Origin of the sequence: Frankia sp. Mgl5 (assembly GCF_023242985.1) — a bacterium.
Lineage (GTDB): Bacteria > Actinomycetota > Actinomycetes > Frankiales > Frankiaceae > Parafrankia > Parafrankia soli.
In genome coordinates, this window is sequence record NZ_JALKFY010000687.1 from 30,324 (window position 1) to 54,325 (window position 24,002).

Genomic DNA, 24,002 nt, shown 5'->3' on the forward strand with positions numbered 1-24,002 from the left:
GTCGGCCGCGCGGGCATGACGGGACGCTTCCGGCAGGCTGGTTCTCAGAACGTGATGACCGCCCGCCCGGGCTCCACGCCGAGTTCGGCCATCGCCTGCCCGACGCCCTCCAGCGGATAACGCCGAGTGACGAGTCGGTCGAGCGGGAGGCGCCCGGCTCGGTAGAGGTCGAGGATCCTCGGGATGTCGACGTGCGGGCGGATGCTGCCGTTCGTGCTGCCGGTGAGCACCCGCTGGTCGATCAGGTGGTACAGCGGGATCGAGACCTTCGCCCGAGGGTCGGCGACACCGATGACCACCGCGCGCCCGCCTCTGCGCAGCGCGGTGAACGCCGCCGCGGCGGTTCCCGCCGTGCCGACGGCGTCGATCGCGACATCGACACCGCCGCCCGTCAGGGCGCGGACCCGTGCGGCCAGGTCCTCGCCCCCGCCCCGGTCTCCGCCCCCGTCGCGGTCCCCGTCCCCGTCCCCGTCCCCGTCCCCCACGATGATGTCCGTGGCGCCGAGGTCCGCGGCGAGCTGGCAGGCCACCGCGCTGCGGTCGGCCACGATCACCCGGCCCGCGCCGACCGTCACCGCGCCCAGCACGGCGGCCAGGCCCACGCCACCGGCCCCGATGACCAGGACCGTCTCGCCGACGCCGACGCCGGCCCGGATGACCGCCGCGCCGAAACCGGTGGAGACGCCGCAGGCGGTGAGGCAGGCGACGTCCAGCGGCACGTCGTCGGGTACCTTCACCGCGGACCGGCGCTCGACGACCGCGTACTCGGCGAACGACGACTGCATGGCGAAGTGGTTGATCCGCTCGGCGCCCCTGGTCAGCCGCCGCTGGCCGTTCGGCAGCCGGCCGTCGAGCATGTGCGGCGCGGCGACCTCGCACAGCGCGAACGCGCCGAGCTGGCACTGCCGGCACACCCCGCAGCCCGACGTGATCGTCAGAACGACGTGGTCACCGACGGCAAGATCGGTCACTCCCCCGCCGACGGCGTCGACGACCCCGGCGCCCTCGTGGCCGAGCACCATGGGCAGCGGAACGGGCATCTTTCCTTCGACGACGGTGCGGTCCGTGTGACAGACACCGGTGGCCCGCAGCCGGACGCGGACCTCACCGGGCCCGGGGACAGGCACGTCGATCTCCTCGACCCCGAGGTGGCCGGCCTCCCGAAGCACCGCGGCGCGCATCTGCGGGGTCCTTTCTCTGCTGGTCGGTCGCGTGGTCAGTCGCGAGGTCGGGCGCGAGGTGATCCGCGCGCGGTCGCGGACGGTCAGGCACGGTCGGGCACAGGCGGGCACGGTCAGCCGCCGAACTTCGCCAGTACCGCGCCGAGCGCCGCACGGGCCTCGCGGACGACCCGCGTGACGATCTCGCCCGCCGGGGGAACGTCGTGGATGAGGCCCTGCACGAGCCCGGCCGACCAGATGCCCGCCTCGAGGTCGCCCTCGTCGAACACCCGGCGGCCACGCGAACCGGCGACCAGGTCCCGGACATCGGGGAAGCTCCCCCCGCCGTTGAGGATGCGCACGACCTCGTCGCTCACCGCGTTCTTGGCGACGCGCGCGGTGTTGCGCAGCGGGCGGAAGATCAGGTTGGTGTCGAGCTCGGTCGCTGCCACGATGCGGCGCTTGACCTCCTCGGCGATCGGCGACTCCGCGCTGCACAGGAACCGGGTGCCCATGTTGACGCCGTCGGCGCCGAGCACGAGCGCGGCGGCGAGGCCGCGCCCGTCGGCGAATCCGCCCGAGGCGATGAACGGGATGCTCAGCGCGTCGGCGGTCGCGGGCACCAGGACGAGTCCGGGGATGTCGTCCTCGCCGGGGTGACCGGCACACTCGAACCCGTCGATCGACACCGCGGCCACGCCGACCCGCTCGGCCTTCACCGCGTGCCGCACGCTGGTGCACTTGTGGATCACGCGGACGCCGTGCTCGTGGAAGAAGTCCATGTGCGGCTCGGGGCTGGAGCCCGCCGTCTCGACGATGGTGACGCCGGAGTCCACGATCGCGCGGCGGTACTCGTCGTACGGCGGCGGGTTGATCGACGGCAGGGTCGTCAGGTTGACGCCGAACGGCTTGTCGGTGAGCTTGCGGGTCCGCGCGATCTCGGCGGCGAGATCCGCCGGGGTCGGCTGGGTGAGCGCCGTGACCAGGCCGAGGCCACCGGCCTCCGAGACCGCCGCGGCGAGCTCCGCCCGGCCCACCCACATCATCCCGCCCTGCACCACGGGGTGCTCGATGCCGAGCAGCTCGGTGAAGGGTGTGCGCAACGCGGTCATGGTCGTCACTGGTAGAGCTCGCCGCGCTCGGCGCGTTCGAGCAGCGACGCGGGCGGCAGGAACCGGTCGCCGTAGGCCGCGGCGAGCTCGCGGGCCCGGTGCACAAACCCCGGCACGCCACCGTCGTACTGGTTGACGTACTGCAGGACACCGCCGGTCCACGCCGGGAAGCCGATCCCGTAGAGAGACCCGATATTGGCGTCCGCGACGCTGGTGAGCACGCCGTTGTCGAGGCAGTCGATCGCGTCGAGCGCCTCGGCGAAGAGCATGCGCTCCTGCAGGTCCCTGATCGGCAGGACCGTCCGGCCCGATCCGAACCGCTCGCGCACACCGGGCCAGAGGGCCAGGCGCCGGCCGTTCTCGTCGTAGTCGTACCAGCCCGCGCCCGCCCGGCGGCCGACCCGCTCGTGCTCGACCATCCAGTCCACGACCGGTTCCGAGGGATGCTCGACCCACGCGCGGCCGGCGGACTCCTCCGCCTCCCAAGTCTCGAGGCGGATCTTCCGCGTCAGCGTGAGCGTCAGCTCGTCGAGCAGTTGCAGGGCGCCGACCGGGTAGCCGGCCTGCAGGGCCGCCTGCTCGACACTCGCCGGCTCGACGCCCTCCCCGACGGCGGCCACCGCCTCGGCGATGAACTTCCCGATGACCCGGGAGGTGAAGAACCCGCGGGAGTCGTTGACGACGATGGGCGTCTTGCGGATCTGCCGCACATAGTCGAAGACCCGGGCGAGGGTCTCGTCGCTGGTCTGCTCGCCACGGACGATTTCGACCAGCGGCATCCGGTCGACCGGGCTGAAGAAGTGGATGCCGATGAACGCGTTCTCGCGCTTCACTCCCCCGGCCATGATGGAGATCGGCAGCGTGGAGGTGTTCGATCCGAGCACCGCGTCGGGTTCCACGATCTCCTGGATCTCCCGGAAGACCTCCTGCTTCACCGGCATCGACTCGAAAACGGCCTCGATGACGAGGTCGACGCCGGCGAAGTCGGCCGGGCTGGACGTCGTCGTGATGCGCGCCAGCAGCTCGTCGGCCTTCTCCTGGCTGGTCCGCCCCCCCGGCGACCGCCTTCGCCTCCAGGCCGCGTGCGTAGTCCTTGCCCTTCTCCGCAGCCTCCGGGGAGACGTCCTTGAGCACGACCTCCATGCCGGCCCGCGCGCTCACGTACGCGATGCCGGCGCCCATCATCCCGGCACCGACGACGCCGACCTTCCTGGTGGTGTATGTCGGGTAGCCCTTGGGACGGCTGCCACCGGAGTTGATGTGCTGCAGGTCGAAGAAGAAAGCCTTGATCATGTTCTTGGCGACCTGGCCGGTGGTGAGGCTGACGAGGTAGCGCGTCTCGACGAGCGAGGCGGTGTCGAAGTCGACGTACGCGCCCTCGACGGCGGCTGCGAGCGCCGCGCGCGCCGCCGGCAGCGGAGCGCCCCGAAGCTGCTTTCGCAGCAGGGCGGTCAGCGCCGGCAGGGCCGTGCTGACCTGCGGGCCGCGGACGTCGCCGCCGGGAAGCTGGAAGCCTCTGGTGTCCCACGGCTTCACCGGGGCGAGGTTCGCGGCGATCCACGCGCGGGCGCGCCTGCCCAGCTGCGCCGGATCGTCGACGATCTCGTCGACCAGACCGATCTTCCGCGCGCCGCGCGGGCTGAACTTCGTGGCCGGCAGAATGACCTCCTGCAGAGCCTTCTGCAGGCCGAGCATCCGCACCGTACGCGTGATGCCGCCCCCGCCGGGAAGCAGTCCGAGGGAGACCTCGGGCAGGCCGATCTGGCAGCCGGGAACATCCGCGGCGATCCGGTGGTGCGCGCACAGCGCGACCTCGAGCCCGCCCCCGAGCGCGGTGCCGCCGATGAGCGCTACCACCGGCCGGCCGAGCTTCTCCAGCCGGCGCATGTCGGCCTTCATGGCATTGATGTAGGCGGTCTCCTCGGCGGCGTGCGCCGCGTCGCCGGCCCGCAGGCGGTTGAGGTCGCCGCCGGCGAAGAAGCTCTTCTTCGCCGAGGTGAGCAGTACACCGACGACCTTGTCCCGCTCGGACTCCAGGCGGTCGACCGCCTCACGCAGGCCGAGCATGAAGTTGTCGTTCATGGTGTTCACCGGCGCGTCGGGGTCGTCCATCGTCAGGGTCACGATGCCGTCCGCGCCGCGGCTGTAGCTGATGGCTGAGCTGGTCATCCGGGTCTCCTAGACGCGCTCGACGATGGTGGCGATGCCCATGCCCGCACCGACGCACAGCGTCGCCAGGCCGCGGCGGCCGCCGGTGCGCTCGAGCTCGTCGAGCACGGTGCCGAGGATCATGGCGCCGGTGGCGCCGAGGGGGTGCCCGAGCGCGATCGCGCCGCCGTTCACGTTCACCTTCTCGACCGGGACCTTGAGATCGCGCTGCCACTTCAGGACGACGGCGGCGAACGCCTCGTTGAGCTCGAACAGGTCGATGTCGTCGATCGTGAGACCGGCCTTGGCGAGTGCCTTCTCGGTGGCCGGCGTGGGCCCGGTCAGCATGATCGTCGGATCCGAGCCGGTGACGGCGGTCGCGACGATGCGGGCCCGCGGAGTGAGCCCCAGCCGCTCGCCCACCGCGGCATCGCCGATGACCACCAGGGACGCGCCGTCGACGATGCCCGAGCTGTTGCCCGCGTGGTGGACGTGCTCGATCCCCTCGAGGTGGTGGTACTTCTGCAGGGCGACCGCGTCGAAGCCGGCCAGTTCACCAACATCGGCGAAGGACGGCGCCAGCTTGCCGAGGGACTCGACCGTCGTGCCGGGCCGGCGATGCTCGTCGGTGTCCAGGACGGTCACACCGTTCAGATCGGTGACCGGGACGATCGACCTGGCGAACCGCCCCTCGCGCCAGGCGGTGTCGGCACGCTCCTGGGAGCGGGCGGCGAAGGCGTCGACATCCTCGCGGGAGAATCCCTCCAGCGTGGCGATGAGGTCGGCGCCGATTCCCTGTGGGACGAAGTAGGTGTCGTACGCGGTGGTCGGGTCGTTCGCGTAGGGCCCACCGTCGGAGCCGATCGGCACCCGGGACATCGACTCGACGCCGCCGGCCAGCACCAGGCTCTCGAAGCCGGAGCCGACCTTCTGGGCAGCCAGGTTGACCGCCTCCAGCCCGGAGGCGCAGAAACGGTTGACCTGCACCCCGGCGACGGTGTCGGGAAGCCCGGCGACCATCGCCGCGGTACGCGCGATGTCGCCGCCCTGCTCACCGACCGGCGAGACGACACCGAGGACGATGTCGTCGATCCGGCCGGGGTCCAGACCGGGGTTGCGCTCCCGCAGCGCGTGGATCAGACCCACCACGAGATCGACCGGCTTGGTGCCGTGCAGCGCCCCGCCGCGGTTCTTTCCGCGCGGGGTGCGAACGGCGTCATAGACAAACACCTCGGACACGAGGCTTCCTTTCTCAGAGTGGTCGTCCGGGTCACAGTCCCAGGTCGCGTCCGACAATCTCCTTCATGATCTCCGTCGTTCCGCCGTAGATGGTGGTGATACGCGAGTCGAGATAGTCCTGCGCGATGCGGTACTCGAGCATGTAGCCGTATCCGCCGTGCAGCTGAAGGCAGCGACCGACGATGTCGACCAGCTGCTCGGTGGTCCAGAACTTGGCCGCGGCCGCCTCGGCCGCCGTCACCTCCCCCTGCGAGTGCCGGGAGATCAGATCATCGATGTAGATCCGGCTGACCCGGGCCGCGGTGACCATCTCGGCCAGCTGGAAACGGGTGTTCTGAAAAGAACCGATCGGTTTCCCGAACGCCCTGCGTTCGGTCACGTAGGCGAGGGTGCGCTCGAGCACGCCCTCGGTCGAGGCGATGGCACCGGCGGCGATCGAGAGCCGTTCCTGCGGAAGATTGCGCATCAGCCCGGTGAAACCGGAGCCCTCCGGGCCGAGCAGGTTCGCGGCCGGCACCCGCACGTCGTCGAAGAACAGCTCGCTGGTGTCCTGGGCGTGCAGGCCGATCTTCTCCAGGTTGCGGCCGCGGCCGAACCCGGCCGTGTCGGCCTCGATGACCAGCAGGCTGAGGCCCTTGTGCGGGTCCTCGCCGGTCCGCACCGCCGTGACGACGAGGTCGGCGTTCTGCCCGTTCGAGATGAAGACCTTGCTGCCGTTGACCACGTAGTGGTCACCGTCGCGCACCGCGCTCGTCCGTATGCCGGCGAGGTCGCTGCCGGTGCCGGGCTCGGTCATGGCGACCGCGACGACCAGCTCCCCCCTCGCGATCCCGGGCAGCCAGCGTGCCTTCTGCTCGTCGTCGGCGAGGTCGGTGAAGTAGGGAATGACGATGTCGTTGGAAAGGCCGACCCCGGCCATGCCGTCGGAGACCGGGTTACGGCCCAGCTCCTCGGCGACGATCGCGTTGAAGCGGAAGTCCCGGGTGCCCCCTCCCCCGTACTCCTCGGGGATGGCGAAGCCGAGAACGCCCGCGTTCGCGGCCTCCTCGAACAGCCATCGGTCCACCTTTCCCTCCGCACTCCAGCGCTCGGCGTTGGGCTTGGCGAACTTGTCGACGAAAGCCCGCACGGTCGCCCGGAACTGCTCGTGCTCATCGTCGTAGAGGGGGCGACGGGTCGCGTAGACGCCGCTCATCAGGTTCTCCTTTCAGCGCTGTTGTGTCGTGGTGATATCAGGACTTCCGGCGGGCGGCGCCAGGCAGACGGCACCAGGCTGACGACACCGGACGAAAAGCACCGGTAAGACAGCTGATATCACGCACGCTCCAGCCCGAAGTAGAAGTGCTTCCCGCCGTCGAGAACCAGGCCAGGCTTGCCGTTCATGATTCCCATCAGCGTGCGGTCGTCCACTCTCTTGAAATGGTCGAGCACCCCCATTCCGTCGTAGATCATCGTCGCGGTGACCTCGCCGCGGAACTCGACGTTCCACAGGCTCGCCTCGCCCCGGCCGGCCTGCACGTCGGAGAACAGCTCGCCGTTCTCACCGACACACAGCAGTGGCTGCACGTCGTCGAGCGCCACGAACCGCTTGCCGTACCAGCGGCTGTGTGCCAGCACCTTTTCGAGGCGATGTCCGGTGGAGAGGGCGAAACCGCGCCACTGGCCGAGGATGTCGATCGCGTCGACCGGCGCGAGCCGCGCCCACAGGGCGTCCAGCTCCGCGGTCCCCAGCGGACCGCTGGAGTCCCGCAGCGCCGCCCAGCGCGCGGCGGCGTCGGGGAAGGCGCCCGGAGCGGGCCGTGGATCACGGGCTCCGATGGTCATGCGGCCCCTCCTCCGTAGAGCCGGTCGATGGTGTCGGCGTACTTGCCGACCACGATCCGACGCCTGAGCTTCAGGGTGGGCGTGAGCTCCCCGCTGCCGACCGTCCACTCGTGGGGAAGCAGTTCGAAGGCCTTCACCTGCTCGGGCCGCGAGAACCGCGCGTTGGCCGCCTCGACGGCCTCGGCCACGGCCACCTGGATCCTCGGGTGCTCCGCGAGCTCGGCCAGGGTGCCGGCCGCGACCCCGAGCCGCGCGGCCAGGACCGGCGCGGCCTCCCCGTCGAGGGTCAGCAGCGCGACGACATACGAACGGCCGTCGCCGACCACCATGGCGTGCCCGATCAACGGGCTCTCCATGAGCCCGTTCTCGATGTTCGACGGGGCGATGTTCTTGCCCGAGGAGGTGATGATGATCTCTGACTTGCGATCGACCACCCGCAGGAAGCCGTCCTCGTCGAGCGCGCCCAGGTCGCCGGTGTGCACCCAGCCGCCGCTGTCGAGCAGCCCGGCGGTGGCCGCGGGAGCCTTGTGGTATCCGGGCGTCGTGATGGGACCGCGCACCAGGATCTCCCCGTCCTCGGCGAGCCGGAGCTCGATCCCGGGGTGAGGCCGGCCGACCGTGCCGAGGCGGAAGGAGTCCGGCCCGCAGGCCGTCGCCGCAGAGGTCGTCTCGGTCATGCCGTACACGTCGTAGACGCGCAGGCCCAGCCCGGCCAGGAACCGGGCGAGGTCGGCGGGCATCGGGGCGGCGGCGGTGGCGGCCCACTCGACCCGGTCGAGGCCGAGGGCGGCCCGCAGCGGCCGGAGGACCGCACCGTCCACCGCGTCGAACCGGGCCCGCAGCTCCGGCGAGGTCGTCCGGCCGGTCTGCGTCGACTCGACGTAGGACAGCCCGACGGCGAGCGCCTGCTCGACCGCCGACCGCCGGGCCTCGTCGGGCTCGGCCGCGAGCTTCGCGGTGACCCCCGCGCGGATCTTCTCCCACACGCGCGGGACGCCGAAGAACCGGGTCGGCCTGACCTCGCGCAGGACGGCGGCGAGCTGGGACGGATCGTCGATGAGGTGGACGTGACCGCCCTGCAGCTGAGGAAGGTACATGCCGAGGATCCGTTCGGCGATGTGCGCGAACTGCAGGTACGACACGGAGACACCCGCACCGTTGAGGTGGGCGGTCCGGGCCGAGGCGACCGCCTCGTACCAGATGTTGCGGTGGGTGAGCACAACGCCCTTGGGTGCGCCGGTCGTGCCCGACGTGTAGAGGATCGTGATCGGGTCGTCGGGCCGGACGGCCCGGCCCCGGGCGGCGAGCGCGTCCCGGTGCCGGGACAGGGCGGCCGCGCCGCCGGCCGCCAGCTCCGACCACGCGACGGTGCGTCCGTCGGCGACCGGTGCGGCGTCGATGACCACGATGCGTCTGATCTCCGGGCGCTCCGACAGAACCCGGGACCAGCGCAGGACATGGCTGTCGGTCTCCAGGACCACGATCCGCGGCGCGGCGTGCCCGGCCACGTAGGCGACCTGCTCGGGCGAGAACGTGTTGTAGACCGAGACGGGGATGCCGCCGGCGAGCACCACGGCGAGATCCGCCACCACGTGCTCGATCCGGTTGGAGCACATGATCGCCACCACGTCGCCGGGCTCCAGGCCCGCTTCCAGGAAGCTCGCGGCCAGCTCACGGGCGCGGGCCCGGACCTCGGCCCAGGTGACGGTCCGCCAGCCGGTGCTGCCGGCGGTGCGGCGGTCGGAGTAGGCAGGGTCGTCGCCATGCTCCCGTGCCGTGCGGTCGAGAACGCCGACCAGCGTCAGGCCTTCGATCTCGGCTTCGACGGATAAGCGCTGGTCGAGAATGTCGGACATACGGGGTTCCTCCGTGGATCGACCCGTCGGGTCTGGCGGTGTCTGGGGAGCCCTCGCCGGGGCCACGAGCCCTGTGCTCACGAGACGGCGAGGCGGGCGGCCAGGCGCAGAGCGTTCATGTACGCGGTCGCTTCGATCGAGATCATGGGATTGACACCCGGAGAGGTGGGGAAGCACGAGGCGTCCGCGACCACCACGTTCGGCAGCTCCCAGATGGCGCCGTCCGGATCCGTCGCGCTCGTGTCCGGGGAGTCGCCCATCCGCGCCGTGCCCATGATGTGCAGCGCGGCGATGGCGCACCGGCCGGGGCCGTAGCCGGCGGAGTGGCAGGCCGCGGTGAATTCCTCGTACGAGCCGCGCTTCCCCGGCTCGTACGAGGGTCCGGCCTGGTGCGCGGAGTAGATCCTGCGCGCGCCGGCGGCCTCGATGATCCTGGTAGCGCCCTCGACTCCCGCCTTCAGGTGCGCGGCGTCGTGGTCGGAGAGCCTGTAATGCGGGATCGGCTCGCCGTCCCGTCCGACCCTGACCTCGCCGAAGTCGCGGTCCCGGGTGATGATGCCGACGCCCGCGGTGTGCGCGAGGTCCTTCATCGTGGCGAGGTGCGCGGCGCCGCCCCGCCAGTTCAGGAAGCCCTGGATCGCGGCCGGGTTCCCCGGGCCCGTCTCGTAGATGACCCCGTAGCCGGAGCCGTCGAGATCGCTGTGCTCGGTGGAGTAGCGGGTCTGCAGGCCGCCCTCCCAGGGCCGGATCTGCTCGTCGTACACGCCCCAGACAGCGGTCGCCGGGTGCAGGCGCAGGTAACGGCCGATGGTGGGGTTGGACAGGCCCGAACGGCGCAGCAGCGCCGGTGTCTCGATCGCCCCGGCCGCGACGACGACCGCCCGGGCCCGCACCGTCACGCGGTGGCCGCCCCGGGTGCGGCCCTGGACGCCGAGGGCACGGCCGGCGCGCACGTCGATCCGGCGCACGTCGACGTGCACGACGAGCCGGGCTCCGTGCGACGCCGCGTCCGCGAGCCAGGTTTTCGTGACCGACTGCTTGGCACCGAGACGACAGCCGTTCCCGCACCGCCCACAGTCGACTCCCATGTCACAGCCCGTGACGTTGCGCGGCATCGCGTCGACGTGCCAGCCGAGAGCGTTGAGCCCGCGTTCCAGCACCGCGTCGCGCGTGGAGGCGACGCCGTGCGCGCTGTTGACCGCGAGGCGACGGCACACCGCGTCCAGCGCCTCGGAGAATTCCGGCTGGTCGAACTGCTTCGCCCCGAACGCCGCCCACTCCTCGCGGATCCGCGGCGGCGTCGGGAAGGAGGTGGTCCAGTTGCCGACCGTTCCCCCGCCCAGGCAGGAACCGGCGACCAGGGCGACCTGCCCTTCCGCGGTCACCGTCGGCCCGTGGGCGTACAGCCGGCTCAGGCCCGACAGTTCGCCGCCGTCGAAGTCCGCGTCGTCGTAGTAGCCGCCCCGCTCCAGGACGACGACGTCGAGACCGGCACCGGCGAGAACCCCGGCCGCGGTGCCGCCGCCCGCACCTGAGCCGACGACGACGACGTCACAGTCGAGCGTCGTGTCAGAGGTCGGGCTGAGGGGTGCCAACGGGGGGCGCGGGGCATCCGCCCGGACGCCCAGCGGTCCCGGGTAGCCGATCGCCGCCCAGACCGGCGACGATCCGGTCGGTCCGGGGGCGAGGAAGTACGACGACAGGGCCAGACCCCGCAGGGCCTGGAACATCACCCGCCTGCGTTCTGACGACGACTCCCCCATCCGCAGGAGTACCTCTTCCCGGGTGGCGGCATCGAGTGCGGAGAACCGCCGCGGCCCCGTGTCGAGGAACAGGCCCATGAGCCGCGTGTCCCACAGCGAGAGCAGCGTCGAGAGCCTTCTGCGGTCGGCGGCACGGGGCAGACCGGCCGCCAGCGCCTCGGCGACGTCGACCGCCCCGAGAGCACTGGCCGAGGGGAGGGCCGCGCCGTCGCCGGGAGCGAAGGTGTCGCAGATGGCGGCGAGCGCCGCGCGTCGCCTGGCTCCGAGTGTCACCATCACTCCCCAGGGGTCTGTCCGACGATGTCGCGTCGGACCGGGTCGGCACTGATCAGGTCAGGTCAGGTCGAGTCCGTCCGGTGTCAGCGGCCGAAGTAGGCGCGCCGGATCTGGTCACGGTCTTCTCGCAGCGCGGCGGCCGGCCCGCTCAGCGCGACCCGGCCGTGATGGAGGACCACCGCCTCGTCGGCGATCGACAGCGCCTGGTCGATGTGCTGCTCCACCAGCACGATCGCCACGTCCGTCTCGTCGGCGAGCTGGCGCAGCGTGGGCAGGATCCCCTGGACGGCGATGGGCGACAGACCCATGCTCAGCTCGTCGATCAACAGGACGCGGGGCTTTCGCATGAGCGTCTTCGCGATCGCCAGCGTCTGCTGTTCGCCGCCCGAGAGCAGGCCACATCGCCGGTCCAGCAGCCCACGAAGCTGGGGGAACCGCGCGAGGGCCTGGTCGAGGTCGCCGCGCGATCCGGCGAGCCGCAGGTTCTCGGCCACCGTGAGGCGGTGGAACACCCCCCGGTCGTCGGGAATCAGGCTGACGCCGGCACGCGCGGTGCGCTCCACCCTGCCGGTGACGGGCATCCCGAGCGCGGTGACCGTGCCGGCCAGCGGGATCAGCAGACCGGCGGCGGCCAGCAGGGTCGTCGTCTTGCCGGCGCCGTTGGGGCCGAGCAGCGCGAGAATCCTCCCCGCGGCGACCCGCAGGTTGATGTCGCGGACGGCGGGCACGCCGCGGTAGCCGGCGCTGAGGCCCTCGACCCCCAGGGCTGTCGCCGGTGCTGTCGCCGGCGGCGTCGCCGGTGCCGTGTTCACGGGGTCACCTGGCTGCCGAGGTAGGCGGCCACGACGCGCTCGTCGGCGCTGACCTCCGCGGGCGTTCCCGTCGCGATGATCCGGCCGAAGTCCATGACGTACACGCGGTCGCAGACGTCCAGGACGAGAGTCATGTCGTGGTCGATGAGCAGCACGCCGAGACCGGTCCCGGAAAGCCGCCTGAGTTCGCCGCCGAACGCCGCGCTCTCGTCGGTGTCGAGACCCGCCGCCGGCTCGTCCAGCAGGAGCACCCGGGTCGCGCCGACCAGCGCGCGGGCCACGCCGACCAGCTTCTGCTGGCCCAGGGTGAGGTGGCCGGGCCGGCGGTCCGCCAGGGCCGACATCCCGACCAGTTCCAGCGCGGAGCGCACCGCCTGGTCCGGCGCTCGCCGGCGGGCGAACACGTCGGCGAACGCGCGGCGCACTCCGGAGCGCTCGGCGGCGACGAGCAGGTTCTCGGCCACGGTGAGGTCACCGAAGAGCTCGCCGGCCTGCCAGGTACGGGCGAGACCCGCGTGGCGGCGCCGGTGCGCGGTGGCACCGTCGAGGCTCGTGCCGCCGAGCTCGACGGTTCCCGAATATCGCGTGAAGCCGGTGACCGCGTCGACGAAGGTCGTCTTGCCAGCCCCGTTCGGACCGATGAGACCGACGATCTCGCCCCGGTCGACCGCGAGGGTGACGTCGTCGTTGGCCCGCACCCCGCCGTAACGGACCGACACGCTCCCGGCTGCGAGGAGAGGAACCTTCTGACTGTGTTCAGTGGGCATCGACGGACCTCACTGCTCTGCGTGGCGTGACGTCTGCCGACGTGTCGGTGACGGGGACAGAGACGGAGACGGGTGTTCGCCGGGTGCTCCGGGCGGCGAACCACTCCTGGACGGGTCCCCCGTAGGGCGGGAAGACGACGGCGCGGAGCAGCATGCCGAGCGCGGCGATGAGGGTGTAGTACCTGCTGAGGTCGAGGGTCTGGGTCAGCAGCAGATAGAGGACGCCGAGCGGTCCCAACAGCCCCGCGAGGACGGCACCGGAAATGCTCGTGATTCCGCCGACATACGTCATCGCCAGAACGGTGAGCCCGACAAGCACCGTGAACGACGCCGACGACAGCTGCCCGCGGCTGTAACCGATCAGGCCGCCGCCGACGCCGGCGAGGAAAGAGGCGATCGCGAAACCAAGGAGCTTGGTGGCGGCCACGTTCACTCCGGCGGCCGCTGCCGCACGCTCGTTGGACCGCACCGCGAGGAACGCCCGGCCGGTGCCTCCCCGCAGGAGACGAGCCACCGCGATCAGGAGCAGCACCACGATCGTCAGCACCAGGTAGGAGAAACGCAGCGTGATGACATTCGTCCCCTGCCGTACCGCCAGCGAGAAGCCGAACAGCGACGGGTCCCGGATCAGGGCTCCCGAATACGGTGTCAACGCCGGATTGTTGAAGACGAATCCCTCGATGGCCAGTGCCGCCGCGATCGTGGCGACGGCGAGCTGAGCGCCGCGGATCCGCAGCGCGGGGATGCCGACGACGACGCCGAGGGCGGTGGCGACGAGCGCCGCGAGCAGCAGCGAGAGCGGAAACGGTACACCGGCGCTCGTCGTCAGTTTCGACAGCGCGAACCCGGCGGCTCCGGCGAAGGCCATCGTGGCCAGTGAGATCTGGCCGAGATACCCGGTGAGCAGCACCACGGAGACCGAGATCAGGGCCAGAATCGCCGACATCACCAGGCTGAACCGCCACGTCCCGGAGGTGATGGCGATGACCAGCGCCGCGACGGCGACGGCCCCCGCCGCCGGTAGCGGGCGGACTCGCGGTATCGACACCCGGGGAAGCCGGCCCTGGTCGGGACCGCCACGCTCCGGAATGCTCCGGCCGAGCACGAAGAGGGCCACGACGACGATGACAAAGGGAACGGCGTCGCCGACACCGGCCTGGGCCCAGGAAGGCCACCAGGTCTTGGTGCTGAGGAACAGCAGGATCTGCTGCAGGGAGCCGAGCACCAGCCCCGCCGCGCAGGCGATTCCGACCGAGGTGAGCCGGCCGACGAGGGCGACCGAAAGCGCGGGGACGACATAGAACATGTAGCTCGTCGGGTCCAGGCCGCCGATGGCCGGGGCGGCGAGAATCACGATCAGCCCCGAGAACAGTCCGGTCGCGGCCCACACCAGCGTCGCGAGCCGGTCGGGGGAATAGCCCATGAGGCGGAGCGCGCGCTCGTCCTCGGCCCCGGCCCGGGTCGCGATTCCGATTCTGGTGAACCTGAAATAGGCCCACAGGACCAAGGCGATCACGATCGCGATGCCGGCGAGAACCAGGTTGCTCACCGCGACGACGCTCCCGGCGAGCGTGATGGTGTCGGACGGCAGGATCGGCAGCGGAATCAGCGCGGTCGGGTCGAGCCCCAGGGTGTCGTGATCGAATCTGAGAGTCACCAGTGCCTGCAGGAACAGCATGACCCCCACCGAGGCGACCACCTGCCCGAGGACCGGCGATCTGCGCAGGGGGCGGAACACCAGCAGCTGCGCGAGGACCGCCCAGACCAGGCAGCTCGCCGCACCGATGAGGACGGCGGGCACCGTGGCCATCGGCCCGTCCTGGAGCCTGAGGCTCCCGATCGGGAGCACCAGCGTGCCGTTGGCCCGCAGCGCGGTCGTCTGCCACACACCCCACAGCGCGAGCGAGCCCTGCGCGAAGTTGATGACCCCGGTGGCGACGTGCACGCTGACCAGGGCGGACCCCAACACCGCGTAGACGGCGCCGGTCGAGAACCCGAGAATGGCGAACTGCAGGATTTCACTCATGGATACGCAGCCATAGTGATCATCAGCCGGGTCGATGTCCGCGCCGTGCTGTGCGGCGCGGACATCTCGCTCCTTCCGCTCAGCTGGCGCCTGGAATCGTGGAAAGAATCTGCGGTGCCGGAGTGATCCAGTCACCGCTCACCGGCTTGAGCGTCAGATCCTTCTGAACGGAGAACAGGAGCATCTGCGTGGTGCAGTTCGGAGTCGTGGCCTTGCCGCAGGTGACGTTGGGGCCGAGGAAGGTCGGGAAGTCCTTCAGTGACTTGAGTGTGGTCAGTACACTCGCGCCGGTCAGATTCTCGGTCGGCGGCGCGGTCGCCAGTCCCCGGGCGAAGTCCACCACGGTCGCGAACTGGCCGTAGGCGTAGTAGTCGGCCGGCCCGCCCGCCTCGCCGATGTACTTCGTGGCCAGAGCCATCTGCCGTCCGACCTCGGCCGGAGCGTTCTTCTCCGACCCCGGCAGCCAGATCGAGGAGTACATCGTCGCGCCCGGAGCCGACTCGGGGGCCGCCTTGATGAAGGCCGTGCACGCCGCGAGGAAGACCGCACCCTTGTACCCTGTCGACCGCAGGTTCTTCACAAGCTGGACGCAGACCGACTCGTTGGGTGACGCGATGAGACCGGCGACGTCGGGATTGGTCGACGCGACGGTGGAGGCGACCGCGCTGAAGTTCGGATTGGTCGGTGAGAAGTAGACCCCGGTCGCCTTGAGTCCCAGGGCGGCGGACAGCGGCTTGAGCTGGTTGTCCACCGTGTTGTGCCCCGAGGGGGTGTCCTGCAGGGCCAGGGTCACCGAGGTCATCCCCTCGGACTTGAATCCCTGGAGCGCGCCCACGAGGAACGATGCCTGCGGTGCCGCGAAGAAAACGCGGCCCTCCGCCTTGCTTCCCGTCGTCTGGTCGAAGGGAATCTGGCCGACAAGCGGGATCCTGGCCGCGACGAGGGTGTCGATGCCGGCGCTCGAGCTGTAGTTGAAGCCGTCGAACGCTGCGACGACGCCATCCTGCACGAACTTGTTGGCGCACGAGATCGTGGTCTCCGGCGTGCCGTCGACCGAGCAGTCCTCGACCTCGATCGGACGGCCGTCGATCCCGTGGAGTTCGCTGTTGACGTACGCGACGGCGCCTTCCATTCCAGCGATCGCGCCGGGCAGGGAGCCCACTCCCGCCGCTGGCTTGAAAAAGCCCACCTTGATCGGCGCGCCGGTCGCGGTGACCTCGCCAGTCGTCTCGTCTGAACCACTCCCGCAGGCAGTCGTCGCCGCGAAAACGATGCTCAGGCCCAGACCGACGATGACGCACGACCGTTTCCCTGGTAACCGCATGGGTCCCCCGCTTCTCGATACCGGGCTTCTGGTCCGGCCGCGTCACGTCCCCTTGGGCGCGGGTGCGCGGCCTCGCCACTGGCGAGGAAGTTAGCCATAGATGAGGATGACGTCAACCTCTTCTTTTTCCCTGGCCAGGCCTGACCCGACCCGGCGGGATCACCGGTACGGCCGGTGATCCCGAGCTGCGGGCTGCGGGCGACACCCGCCTGACGCGCGCGGGGCGTGGGGCACGCGGGGCGCGCGGCGGACGCGGGCGGGTCGCGGTGCGGGCGGGACGGATCGGGACTCGACGCGGGGCGGGTTCGCGAGAGATCGGAGCCCGCCGCATCCTCCCGTGGCATCAGGAGGTCAGCGGCCCGCCGGGTCGGCTCCGTACCATCGCTAGAGCCTGTGGTGGGGGCAGATGCATGCCGGCGCCGCACCCGTGAAGCAGAGGAGATGAGGTCTGGCCATGCCGACGCCTGCCGCTGGTCGGAATCGGGCGAACGATGCGGAGAGCCCACGCCGTACACGGAACGACCCTCGTCGCGAGACCACGCCACGGCGTCTCGTCGAAGCGGCAAGGGTTGTTTTTGAACGTGACGGCTTCTACAACTCTCGCCTCTCCGACATCAGCGCTGAGGCGAAGGTGGCCTCGGGCACGCTTTACAACTACTACCGCTCGAAGCACGATCTCCTGTACGAGGTGATGAAGGACGTCTCCGCCGAGCTGACCGCGCCGGCACCAGGCCACGTCAGCGGCCAGCTCGACCCGGTACGCCGCATCGAGGAGGTGAACCGGGTCTACGTCGAGGCCTTCCAGCGGAATGCTGGCGTGCTGCGGGCGGTGTACCAGGCCCGCGACGACGACGAGCGACTGAAAGCCCAGTGGTACGAGGTGGCCGAGCACTTCCAGGGCCGCGCGACCCGAGCGATCACCGGGTGGCAGGCGGCGGGACTGGCCTACACCGACCTGGATCCGCGGTATACCGCCCATGCGCTGACATTCATGGTCGAACGCATGGTCATGGCGTGGTCTTATGAAGGGCTCGACTACGACCGGGAGACGCTGATCGACACGGCCAACAAGATCTGGGAGAGATCTCTCGGCCTGCCGGTGAAAAGCAATCCGCCCACTCGGTGACGCCTAACGCACACCCACGATTCGCAGAGCGAACTGACTGTACTGCCAGATGACGGCATCCTCCGTCAGCTCACCATCGTCGCGGAACCAGACCGCGACGCCCATCACCGGGTCGAGGATGGCGTACGAGGCCAGCCGCGCGGACGCCATCTCGAACAACCCCGCGCGCATCCCGGCCTCGATCAGGCCACGAAAACGGACCCGTTCGGGTGCTACTCGTCCAGGTCTGTCGGGACGACCAGAACGGGCCGCTTCGCCCAGTTGACCACCCGATGGGAGACCGAGCCGGTCAGCAGCCGCTCCAGGACGACCCCGCCGCCGTGCCGGGTGCCGATGACGATCGCGTAGGCGTCGACGCTGTCGGCCACGGCAAGCAGGTGCGCCGCGGGATCCCCGGCCAGGACGTGCAACCGCCAGGGCACGGCTCCGCCCGCCAGTGTCCGTTCCGCCAGCGTGCGGACCTCCCTGGTCCGGGCATCCTGGTCAGCCCTGAGGAACCGCTCGGACAGGTTCCGCCCGGGCACCGTGGAGACCATCGCGCGGATCTCGCTGCGGCTGAAGGGCTGGACGTGGACGACATCGAGTTCCGCGCCCAGCTGCCGCGCGAGGTCAGCCGCCCGGACCAGGGCGGCGGGAGCTGCTTCCCGGGTGTCGACCCCGACAACGATGTGCTGCATACCCACAGGGTTTCCGCCAGCGGCCCGGCTAGGCCTGGTCCGGCGGGTCGCCGGCGGACTCCTCCCGCGGCCACGGAGGGCACGCGGACCGGATCCAGGGGTGTCCGATCAGGCTGACATCTAACGCCCGCGTGCCCGTCCTCCGGAGTCGGCGCCTGGGTACCCAGACCGCGAACATGGGGAGTCGCTCCCGATGTCGGGACGCCCCGCCGCGCCGAGAGTGGAGACACCGGACGGCAGCGGGCCGTCGGATCGAAAGGAGCAGACCATGCCTCGCTTTGTCATCGAGCGCGAGATCCCCGGCGCCGGGAACCTCAGCCAGGAGGAGCTGGCCGAGATCGCGCAGACCTCCAACGAGGCCGTCGCGTCGCTGGGGGTGCCCTACACCTGGGTGAACAGCTACGTCACCGACGACAAGATCTACTGCGTGCACGAGGCGGAGGACGCGGAGACCATCCTCGAGCACGCCCGTCGCGGTGGCTTCCCGGCCAACAACGTCTCGGCCGTCGCGAACGAGTTCGGCCCGCAGACCGCCGCGACCGCGGCCCCGCGGTGACCGCGGCCCCGATGACGGGGCCGACGCTCCGGCGGGGCGCTCGAACCTTTCACCTTGGCGCCCCGCCCGCCCGCCTCTACCCTGACCACGTGGATCTCCTCGAACGGGACCGCGAGGTCGCCGTCGTCCGCGCGGCGATCGACCGGGCGGCGGCCGGGCAGGGGTCGGGCGTCGCGGTCACCGGGGAGTCGGGCGCGGGCAAGTCGGCCCTCCTCGCGGCGGCCCGCGCGGCCGCGCCCGGCCCGCGTTTCCTCCTCGGCGGCTGCGACCCGCTTCTGACGCCCCGGCCGCTCGGTCCGTTCCGCGACATCGCCGCGGCCGCCGGCCTGGGACCGCTGCTGCCCGGTGAGGACAGGGTCAAAGGTGAGAAGGCCCGCGACAGCGGCGCGGAGCTGGCGCTCGCCGGCGTCTGCGAGCGGATCTACGAAGCGCTGCGCGACGAGACGACAGTCCTGGTGGTCGAGGACCTGCACTGGGTCGACGCCGCCTCGGTCGAGGTGCTGCGCTTCCTCGCGCGCCGGGTCGACGCGATGTCGCTGGCGCTGCTCGTGAGCTACCGGGACGACGAGATCGGTCCAGGTCACTCGGCTCGCCCGCTGCTCGGCGACTTCGCCCGGCTGGCCGGCCTGCGGACCCTCGGCCTTCGGCCGCTGTCCCTCGACGCCGTCCGCGCCGTCGTCGGGGGCACCCGGCTGGAACCGAGCCGCGTGCACGAGCTGACCGGCGGCAACCCGTTCTTCGTCACCGAGATCGCCAAGGAGCCCGACCGCCCGCTGCCGACCTCGGTGCGCGACGCGGTGCTCGCCCGCACCGCCGACGTCACGGCGGACGACGTCGAGGTGCTGCAGATGGTGGCGACCGCGCCGGACCGGCTCGACGACCGGGTGCTGCCCGCACTCGGCGTCGACCTGCCCACGTTGCGCCGCCTCGACACGACCGGCCTGCTCACCCGGGCCCGCGGCGGTCTGGTCTTCCGGCACGAGCTCGCGCGCCAGGCCGTCGAGAGCACGATCCCACCGGGCGGCGCCCCCCGGCTGCACGCCCGCCTGCTGGCCGCGCTGGAGCAGATCGAGCCGCGCGATCCCGCCGTCCTCGCCCACCACGCGGTCGCGGCCCGCGACGGGGCCCGGGCGGCCGAGTACGCGACGGCCGCCGGCCGCCAGGCGATCCAGGCCGGTTCGCACAGCGAGGCGGCGACGTTCTTCGAGACGGCGCTGGAGCACCTCGGAACGGCGCCCGCGCTCGACCGGGCCGACCTGCTCCACAGGCTCGCGATCGAGCAGTACATGACCAGCCGCCTCAGGGAGGCGATCGCCACCGTGAGCGCGACGTTCCCGCTCTGGCAGCAGGCCGGCGACCAGGCTGGACTCGCGGCGGCGTACGACACCTGCGCCGTGTTCGAGTACTACAACGGCCGGCGCCGGCAGGCGGAGGCACACGCCGGGCGCGCCGCCGCCCTCTCGGCCGGGCCGGAGCTGGAGCAGTCCCACGCCCGCGCGCACACGACCCGGGGCTACCTCGCCTACATGCGCGGCGAGGTGACCCTGGCCCGCCGCTACCTCGACGGCGCGATCGACGCCGCGGACCGCCACAGCCAGGCGGAGCTGGCCCAGCGCGGGCGCATCCTGCGGACCTCCGCCGCCCTGCTGGCCGGGGACACCGGCGCGCGGACCCCGCTGGCCGACGACATCGAGCGGGCCCGCGCCCACGGCTGGGACGAGCTCGCGTCGACCGGCTACTCCAGCCTCGCCAACCTCGACGTGGAGCAGCGGCGCTACCGCGAGGCCGAGCACGTCCTCGACGAGTCCCTGCCCTTCACCGTCGAGCGCGACATCCCGATCTGCCGGCACTGGCAGACTGCCGTACGCGCGCGGCTGCACTTCGCCCGCGGCCGGTGGAGCGCGGCGGTCGAGGACGCGGAGCAGGTGATCGAGGATCGCGGCATGCCGCTCGCGACGCTGTGGCCGCTTCTCGTCACCGCCCTGGTCCCGCTGCGCCAGGGCGCGGACGTCCCGGCCGCCGCCTCACTCGCCACCCTGGACACCGCCTGGGACCTCGCCGGACACCTCGACGAGCCGCTGCGCCGGCTGGCGGTGCTCTCCGCGCTGGCCGAGCGGATGTGGCTCACCGAGGTGTCCGACCCCCGGGTCATCCGCGCGGCGGCCGCGATCGCCGAAACCGGGACGCGCGCCGGTACTGCCGGCGGGGCCGGCGGGGCGGGGATCGCCGGGACAGCCTGGGCCGCCGGCGACCTCGCGGTCTGGCTGTCCCGGCTCGGGCTGCTGAGCCAATGGCCCGACGAGGTCGCGCCGCCGTTCCGGCTCAGCCTCGCGGGCGATCACGACGAGGCCGCGTCGTGGTGGCGCCGCACCGGTGAGCCCTTCACCGCGGCAATGGCCCTGTGCGACTCCCCCGACCCCGGCCAGCGGGCACGCGGCGTGGAGCTGCTGGACCAGCTCGGCGCCACCGGCACCGCCGACCGGCAGCGGGCGGCCCTGCGTCGCGACGGCATCACTCAGCTTCCCAGGCGGCCCCGCACGAGCACCCGGGCGAACCCGGCGGGCCTGACGAACCGTCAGCTCGACGTCGCCAAGCTGGTCGCCCGAGGGCTGACCAACGCCGAGATCGCCACCCGCCTGTACATCTCGGTGAAGACCGCCGACCATCACGTCTCCGCCATCCTCACCAAACTGGACCTGCCCACCCGCCGGGCCGTAGCCCTGCGCGCCGACGAGCTCGGCCTCGTCTGACCCGGCACGCAACAGGACCCCGCGCGGTCTGCGCTGTCTGCCGCGTCAGGCGGCCGGCAGTCGTTCGCCCGCCGGCGGCTACCGGACGATGCCCCGGACGCGGGCGAGGTTCTGGACGATGGCATAGGGGCCGTCGGCGGCGCCGGGCCGCCGGGAGATGACCCGCACGACCGGGAAGCAGGTGCCGGCCTTCGCGAAGGTGTGCGTGGTGGTCACCCGGGCCTCACGGTCGGGGCCGTCGACCTTGGCCTGTTCCGGGTAGGCGCCGCTGCCGTCGAAGTCCCATTCGACATTGACGATCTCCCCGGTGCCGGGCGGCGTCTCCAGCGCGGGGTCCGCAAGCATGATCGTGCGCGGTGCGATCGCGCGCAACCGAGTACCCGGACGCGGTCAGACCGCGGCTGACCAGTTCTCGTGCGGGTCGGCTCCGGCCGTGCCAGGCGGGGGCGCGGTCAGGCGGCGGCGCGCTCACTGACGGGCCGGCGGCGCAGGTTCAGGTGCTGGAGGGCCGGGGGCACGTACGCGGACTGGTCGGGCAGGCCGACGTCGGTGCCGGGCGGGACGATCTCGTCGATCCGGTCGAGGATGTCGTCGGTGAGCGTGACGTCGAGGCTGGCGAGCAGGTCGTCGAGATGCTCCTTCGTGCGCGGCCCGATGAGCGCACTGGTCACCCCGGGATGAGCGATCGCGAACGCCATCGCGAGATGCGTCATCGGCAAGCCCGCCTGCTCGGCGAGCGGGACGAGCTGCTCGACGGCGTCGAGCCGGCGCTCGTCGCCGAAGCTCGTGAAGACGGTGGCCCGGCGCAGGTCGGTCGGCTGACCCCTGCGGACCCGACCGGTGAGCATTCCCTTCGCGAGCGGGCTCCAGACGAGTGTGCCCATCCCGTAGCGCTGGGCGACGGGCAGCACCTCGGTCTCGATGCCGCGGTTGAGGATCGAGTAGGTCGGCTGCTCGGTGCGGAACCGCTCCAGGCCGCGCCTCTCGGCCACCCACTGGGCCTCGACGATGTCGGAGGCGGGCATCGCGGACGACCCGATCGCGCGGACCTTGCCGGCGTGGATCAGGTCCGACAGCGCGGAGAGCGTCTCCTCGATGTCGGTGTCCGGGTCTGGCCGGTGCACCTGGTACAGGTCGATGTGGTCGGTCTGCAGGCGGCGCAGCGAGTTGTCGACCTCGGCCATGATCCAACGCCTGGAACTGCCTCGCTGGTTGGGATCGTCGCCCATCGGCAGGTGCAGCCTGGTCGCGAGGACGATGGTGTCGCGGCGCCCCTTGAGGGCCCTGCCGACGATCTCCTCCGACTCCCCGTGGGAGTACGCGTCGGCGGTGTCCACGAAGTTGATTCCCGCGTCCAGTGCCGTGTGGATGATGCGGACCGAGTCGTCGTGGTCGGGGTTGCCGCCGGCCCCGAACATCATCGCGCCGAGCGCGTAGGGGCTGACCTTGATTCCGGTCCGGCCGAGGGTGCGGTACTGCATGCGGTCTCTCCTCAGGTTGCGGTCGGGCTGGTGAGCGCTCGCCTGGTGCCGTACTCTGACCGTAAACGGAACGCTCTTCCGGAACTATACGGAACAGCTTTCCGGTTATGCAAGCGAGGGCTGTGCCAGCGAAGGAGTGCCGTGAGGGAGACCGCGTGGTGGTGGACGGGGGCGGTGTCATGACGCCCCCGTCACCGGCCGGAGCCAGCCCAGCCGGCCCAGCCGGGCCCGCCGGGCCTGGCGCCGCCGAGCGGGCGCCGCGGCGGCTGCGCGCCGACGCGCAGCGCAACATCGACGCCCTGCTCGTCGCGGCGAAGGCCGTCTTCGCCACCTCCGGCGTGGACGCACCGGCGAAAGAGATCGCCGACCTGGCCGGCGTCGGGGTCGGAACGCTGTACCGGCACTTCCCGCAGCGCTCAGACCTCGTCAGGGCCGTGTTCCAGCACGAGGTGGATGCCTGCGCCGACGCCGCACCGGCGCTGGCCGCGGCACACGAGCCGGCAGCAGCCCTCGCCCGATGGCTGCACCGGTACACCGAGTTCCTCGCGACCAAGCGAGGGCTCGCCACGGCCCTGCACTCCGGCGACCAGGCGTTCGACGCCCTGCCCGGCTACTTCATGGGGCGGCTTGAACCCACCCTCGGGTCACTGCTGGAGGCCGCGACGGCAAGTGGCGAGATCCGCGCCGGCATCAGCGCCAGAGACCTGCTGTATGCCGTCGCCCACCTCTGCCTGCCCGTGGCCGACGGCGGCGCCTCCTACAGCCAGCGCATGGTCGCGCTCCTCATCGACGGGCTGCGCTACGGCGCCGGTGCGAGCCAGTCCCGCAAGCCTGATCACGATGGCCCTTGATCGGACAGGTTCACGTCCACCTCGACGTCAGCCGTCGGTTCGTGCCCATCACCGATCGGTTCGCGGGTCAGCAGCCGCCGAGTGATGGATTCCAGGCGGGACGCCGCTGCGCCGCTGCATGATGGGCCGTCCACGCCGACGCCGACGCGGCGCTACTGACCCGGGCGAGGGCAGGCTCCGGTTCAGGCACTCGCGAGGCCGTTTGAGGTGCGCACGATGTTCACGATGCCACGCATGATGTCGGTCAGCCCGTA

At 71.3% G+C, this 24,002-nt stretch carries 18 protein-coding genes and 2 pseudogenes; 4 read left to right on the plus strand and 16 right to left on the minus strand.

Translation table 11 applies throughout. The features are described 5' to 3' along the window. Nucleotides 1-44 precede the first annotated feature (44 nt). The 12 genes and pseudogenes from MXD62_RS25580 to MXD62_RS25635 all read right to left on the minus strand — a co-directional run bounded on the left by MXD62_RS25580 (nucleotide 45) and on the right by MXD62_RS25635 (nucleotide 16,307). Nucleotides 45-1,181 (minus strand): alcohol dehydrogenase catalytic domain-containing protein, encoded by a 1,137-nt coding sequence (locus MXD62_RS25580; RefSeq protein ID WP_248831973.1) that lies wholly within the window; start codon nucleotides 1,179-1,181, stop codon nucleotides 45-47. A gap of 113 nt (nucleotides 1,182-1,294) precedes the next feature. Next, nucleotides 1,295-2,272, minus strand: a complete 978-nt coding sequence (locus MXD62_RS25585) for a nitronate monooxygenase (protein ID WP_248831989.1) — start codon at nucleotides 2,270-2,272, stop codon at nucleotides 1,295-1,297. A gap of 5 nt (nucleotides 2,273-2,277) precedes the next feature. Beyond that, nucleotides 2,278-4,441 (minus strand): annotated as a pseudogene (locus MXD62_RS40900) (3-hydroxyacyl-CoA dehydrogenase NAD-binding domain-containing protein). A gap of 9 nt (nucleotides 4,442-4,450) precedes the next feature. Then, the gene (locus MXD62_RS25595) at nucleotides 4,451-5,659 is read right to left on the minus strand and encodes an acetyl-CoA C-acetyltransferase (RefSeq protein ID WP_248831974.1); all 1,209 of its coding nucleotides are present in this window, start codon (nucleotides 5,657-5,659) and stop codon (nucleotides 4,451-4,453) included. Between the two features lie 31 nt (nucleotides 5,660-5,690). Further along, a complete protein-coding gene (locus MXD62_RS25600; protein WP_248831975.1) occupies nucleotides 5,691-6,854 on the minus strand; it encodes an acyl-CoA dehydrogenase family protein in 1,164 nt (387 codons plus the stop codon). A gap of 119 nt (nucleotides 6,855-6,973) precedes the next feature. Then, nucleotides 6,974-7,483 (minus strand): DUF4334 domain-containing protein, encoded by a 510-nt coding sequence (locus MXD62_RS25605; protein ID WP_248831976.1) that lies wholly within the window; start codon nucleotides 7,481-7,483, stop codon nucleotides 6,974-6,976. After that, nucleotides 7,480-9,339 (minus strand): AMP-dependent synthetase/ligase, encoded by a 1,860-nt coding sequence (locus tag MXD62_RS25610; protein ID WP_248831977.1) that lies wholly within the window; start codon nucleotides 9,337-9,339, stop codon nucleotides 7,480-7,482. Before MXD62_RS25610 ends, MXD62_RS25605 begins: the two co-directional genes overlap by 4 nt. A gap of 77 nt (nucleotides 9,340-9,416) precedes the next feature. Next, entirely contained in the window at nucleotides 9,417-11,378 is a 1,962-nt protein-coding gene (locus tag MXD62_RS25615) for a GMC family oxidoreductase N-terminal domain-containing protein (RefSeq protein WP_248831978.1), read from the minus strand. 83 nt (nucleotides 11,379-11,461) lie between these two features. Then, nucleotides 11,462-12,190: an ABC transporter ATP-binding protein gene (locus tag MXD62_RS25620; RefSeq protein WP_368862450.1), complete on the minus strand. Its 729-nt coding sequence runs from the start codon at nucleotides 12,188-12,190 to the stop codon at nucleotides 11,462-11,464. Next, nucleotides 12,187-12,957 carry an ABC transporter ATP-binding protein gene (locus MXD62_RS25625; protein WP_248831979.1) on the minus strand — a complete coding sequence of 257 codons (771 nt, stop codon included), beginning with the start codon at nucleotides 12,955-12,957 and terminating at the stop codon, nucleotides 12,187-12,189. The genes MXD62_RS25620 and MXD62_RS25625 overlap by 4 nt, the downstream gene beginning before the upstream one ends. Next, nucleotides 12,947-14,983 carry an ABC transporter permease gene (locus MXD62_RS25630; RefSeq protein ID WP_248831980.1) on the minus strand — a complete coding sequence of 679 codons (2,037 nt, stop codon included), beginning with the start codon at nucleotides 14,981-14,983 and terminating at the stop codon, nucleotides 12,947-12,949. Before MXD62_RS25630 ends, MXD62_RS25625 begins: the two co-directional genes overlap by 11 nt. A 79-nt stretch (nucleotides 14,984-15,062) precedes the next feature. Next, on the minus strand, nucleotides 15,063-16,307 hold the full coding sequence (locus tag MXD62_RS25635) for an ABC transporter substrate-binding protein (protein WP_248831981.1): 1,245 nt from the start codon (nucleotides 16,305-16,307) through the stop codon (nucleotides 15,063-15,065). A 454-nt stretch (nucleotides 16,308-16,761) separates the two neighbouring features. Between MXD62_RS25635 and MXD62_RS25640 the strand changes: the two genes are divergently transcribed. Then, nucleotides 16,762-17,433: a TetR/AcrR family transcriptional regulator gene (locus tag MXD62_RS25640; protein ID WP_248831982.1), complete on the plus strand. Its 672-nt coding sequence runs from the start codon at nucleotides 16,762-16,764 to the stop codon at nucleotides 17,431-17,433. Between the two features lie 3 nt (nucleotides 17,434-17,436). Here the strand turns inward: MXD62_RS25640 and MXD62_RS25645 are convergent. Together MXD62_RS25645 and MXD62_RS25650 are read right to left on the minus strand one after the other, a co-directional pair. Beyond that, nucleotides 17,437-17,628: pseudogene (locus MXD62_RS25645) on the minus strand (TetR/AcrR family transcriptional regulator); the annotation flags it as partial. A 17-nt stretch (nucleotides 17,629-17,645) separates the two neighbouring features. Beyond that, on the minus strand, nucleotides 17,646-18,110 hold the full coding sequence (locus tag MXD62_RS25650) for a universal stress protein (protein WP_248831991.1): 465 nt from the start codon (nucleotides 18,108-18,110) through the stop codon (nucleotides 17,646-17,648). Nucleotides 18,111-18,378: 268 nt separating this feature from the next. Between MXD62_RS25650 and MXD62_RS25655 the strand changes: the two genes are divergently transcribed. Both MXD62_RS25655 and MXD62_RS25660 read left to right on the plus strand, forming a co-directional pair. Continuing rightward, the gene (locus tag MXD62_RS25655; RefSeq protein ID WP_071066228.1) at nucleotides 18,379-18,666 is read left to right on the plus strand and encodes a DUF4242 domain-containing protein; all 288 of its coding nucleotides are present in this window, start codon (nucleotides 18,379-18,381) and stop codon (nucleotides 18,664-18,666) included. Between the two features lie 89 nt (nucleotides 18,667-18,755). Continuing rightward, nucleotides 18,756-21,416 carry an AAA family ATPase gene (locus MXD62_RS25660; RefSeq protein WP_248831984.1) on the plus strand — a complete coding sequence of 887 codons (2,661 nt, stop codon included), beginning with the start codon at nucleotides 18,756-18,758 and terminating at the stop codon, nucleotides 21,414-21,416. Nucleotides 21,417-21,494: 78 nt separating this feature from the next. Here MXD62_RS25660 and MXD62_RS25665 read toward each other — a convergent pair whose 3' ends face one another. Together MXD62_RS25665 and MXD62_RS25670 are read right to left on the minus strand one after the other, a co-directional pair. Then, on the minus strand, nucleotides 21,495-21,761 hold the full coding sequence (locus MXD62_RS25665) for a hypothetical protein (protein ID WP_248831985.1): 267 nt from the start codon (nucleotides 21,759-21,761) through the stop codon (nucleotides 21,495-21,497). A 107-nt stretch (nucleotides 21,762-21,868) separates the two neighbouring features. After that, nucleotides 21,869-22,897: an aldo/keto reductase gene (locus MXD62_RS25670; protein ID WP_248831986.1), complete on the minus strand. Its 1,029-nt coding sequence runs from the start codon at nucleotides 22,895-22,897 to the stop codon at nucleotides 21,869-21,871. A gap of 155 nt (nucleotides 22,898-23,052) precedes the next feature. Between MXD62_RS25670 and MXD62_RS25675 the strand changes: the two genes are divergently transcribed. Continuing rightward, nucleotides 23,053-23,748, plus strand: coding sequence for a TetR/AcrR family transcriptional regulator (locus MXD62_RS25675; protein WP_248831987.1), 696 nt, complete (start codon nucleotides 23,053-23,055; stop codon nucleotides 23,746-23,748). The last annotated feature ends 254 nt before the right edge of the window (nucleotides 23,749-24,002 follow it).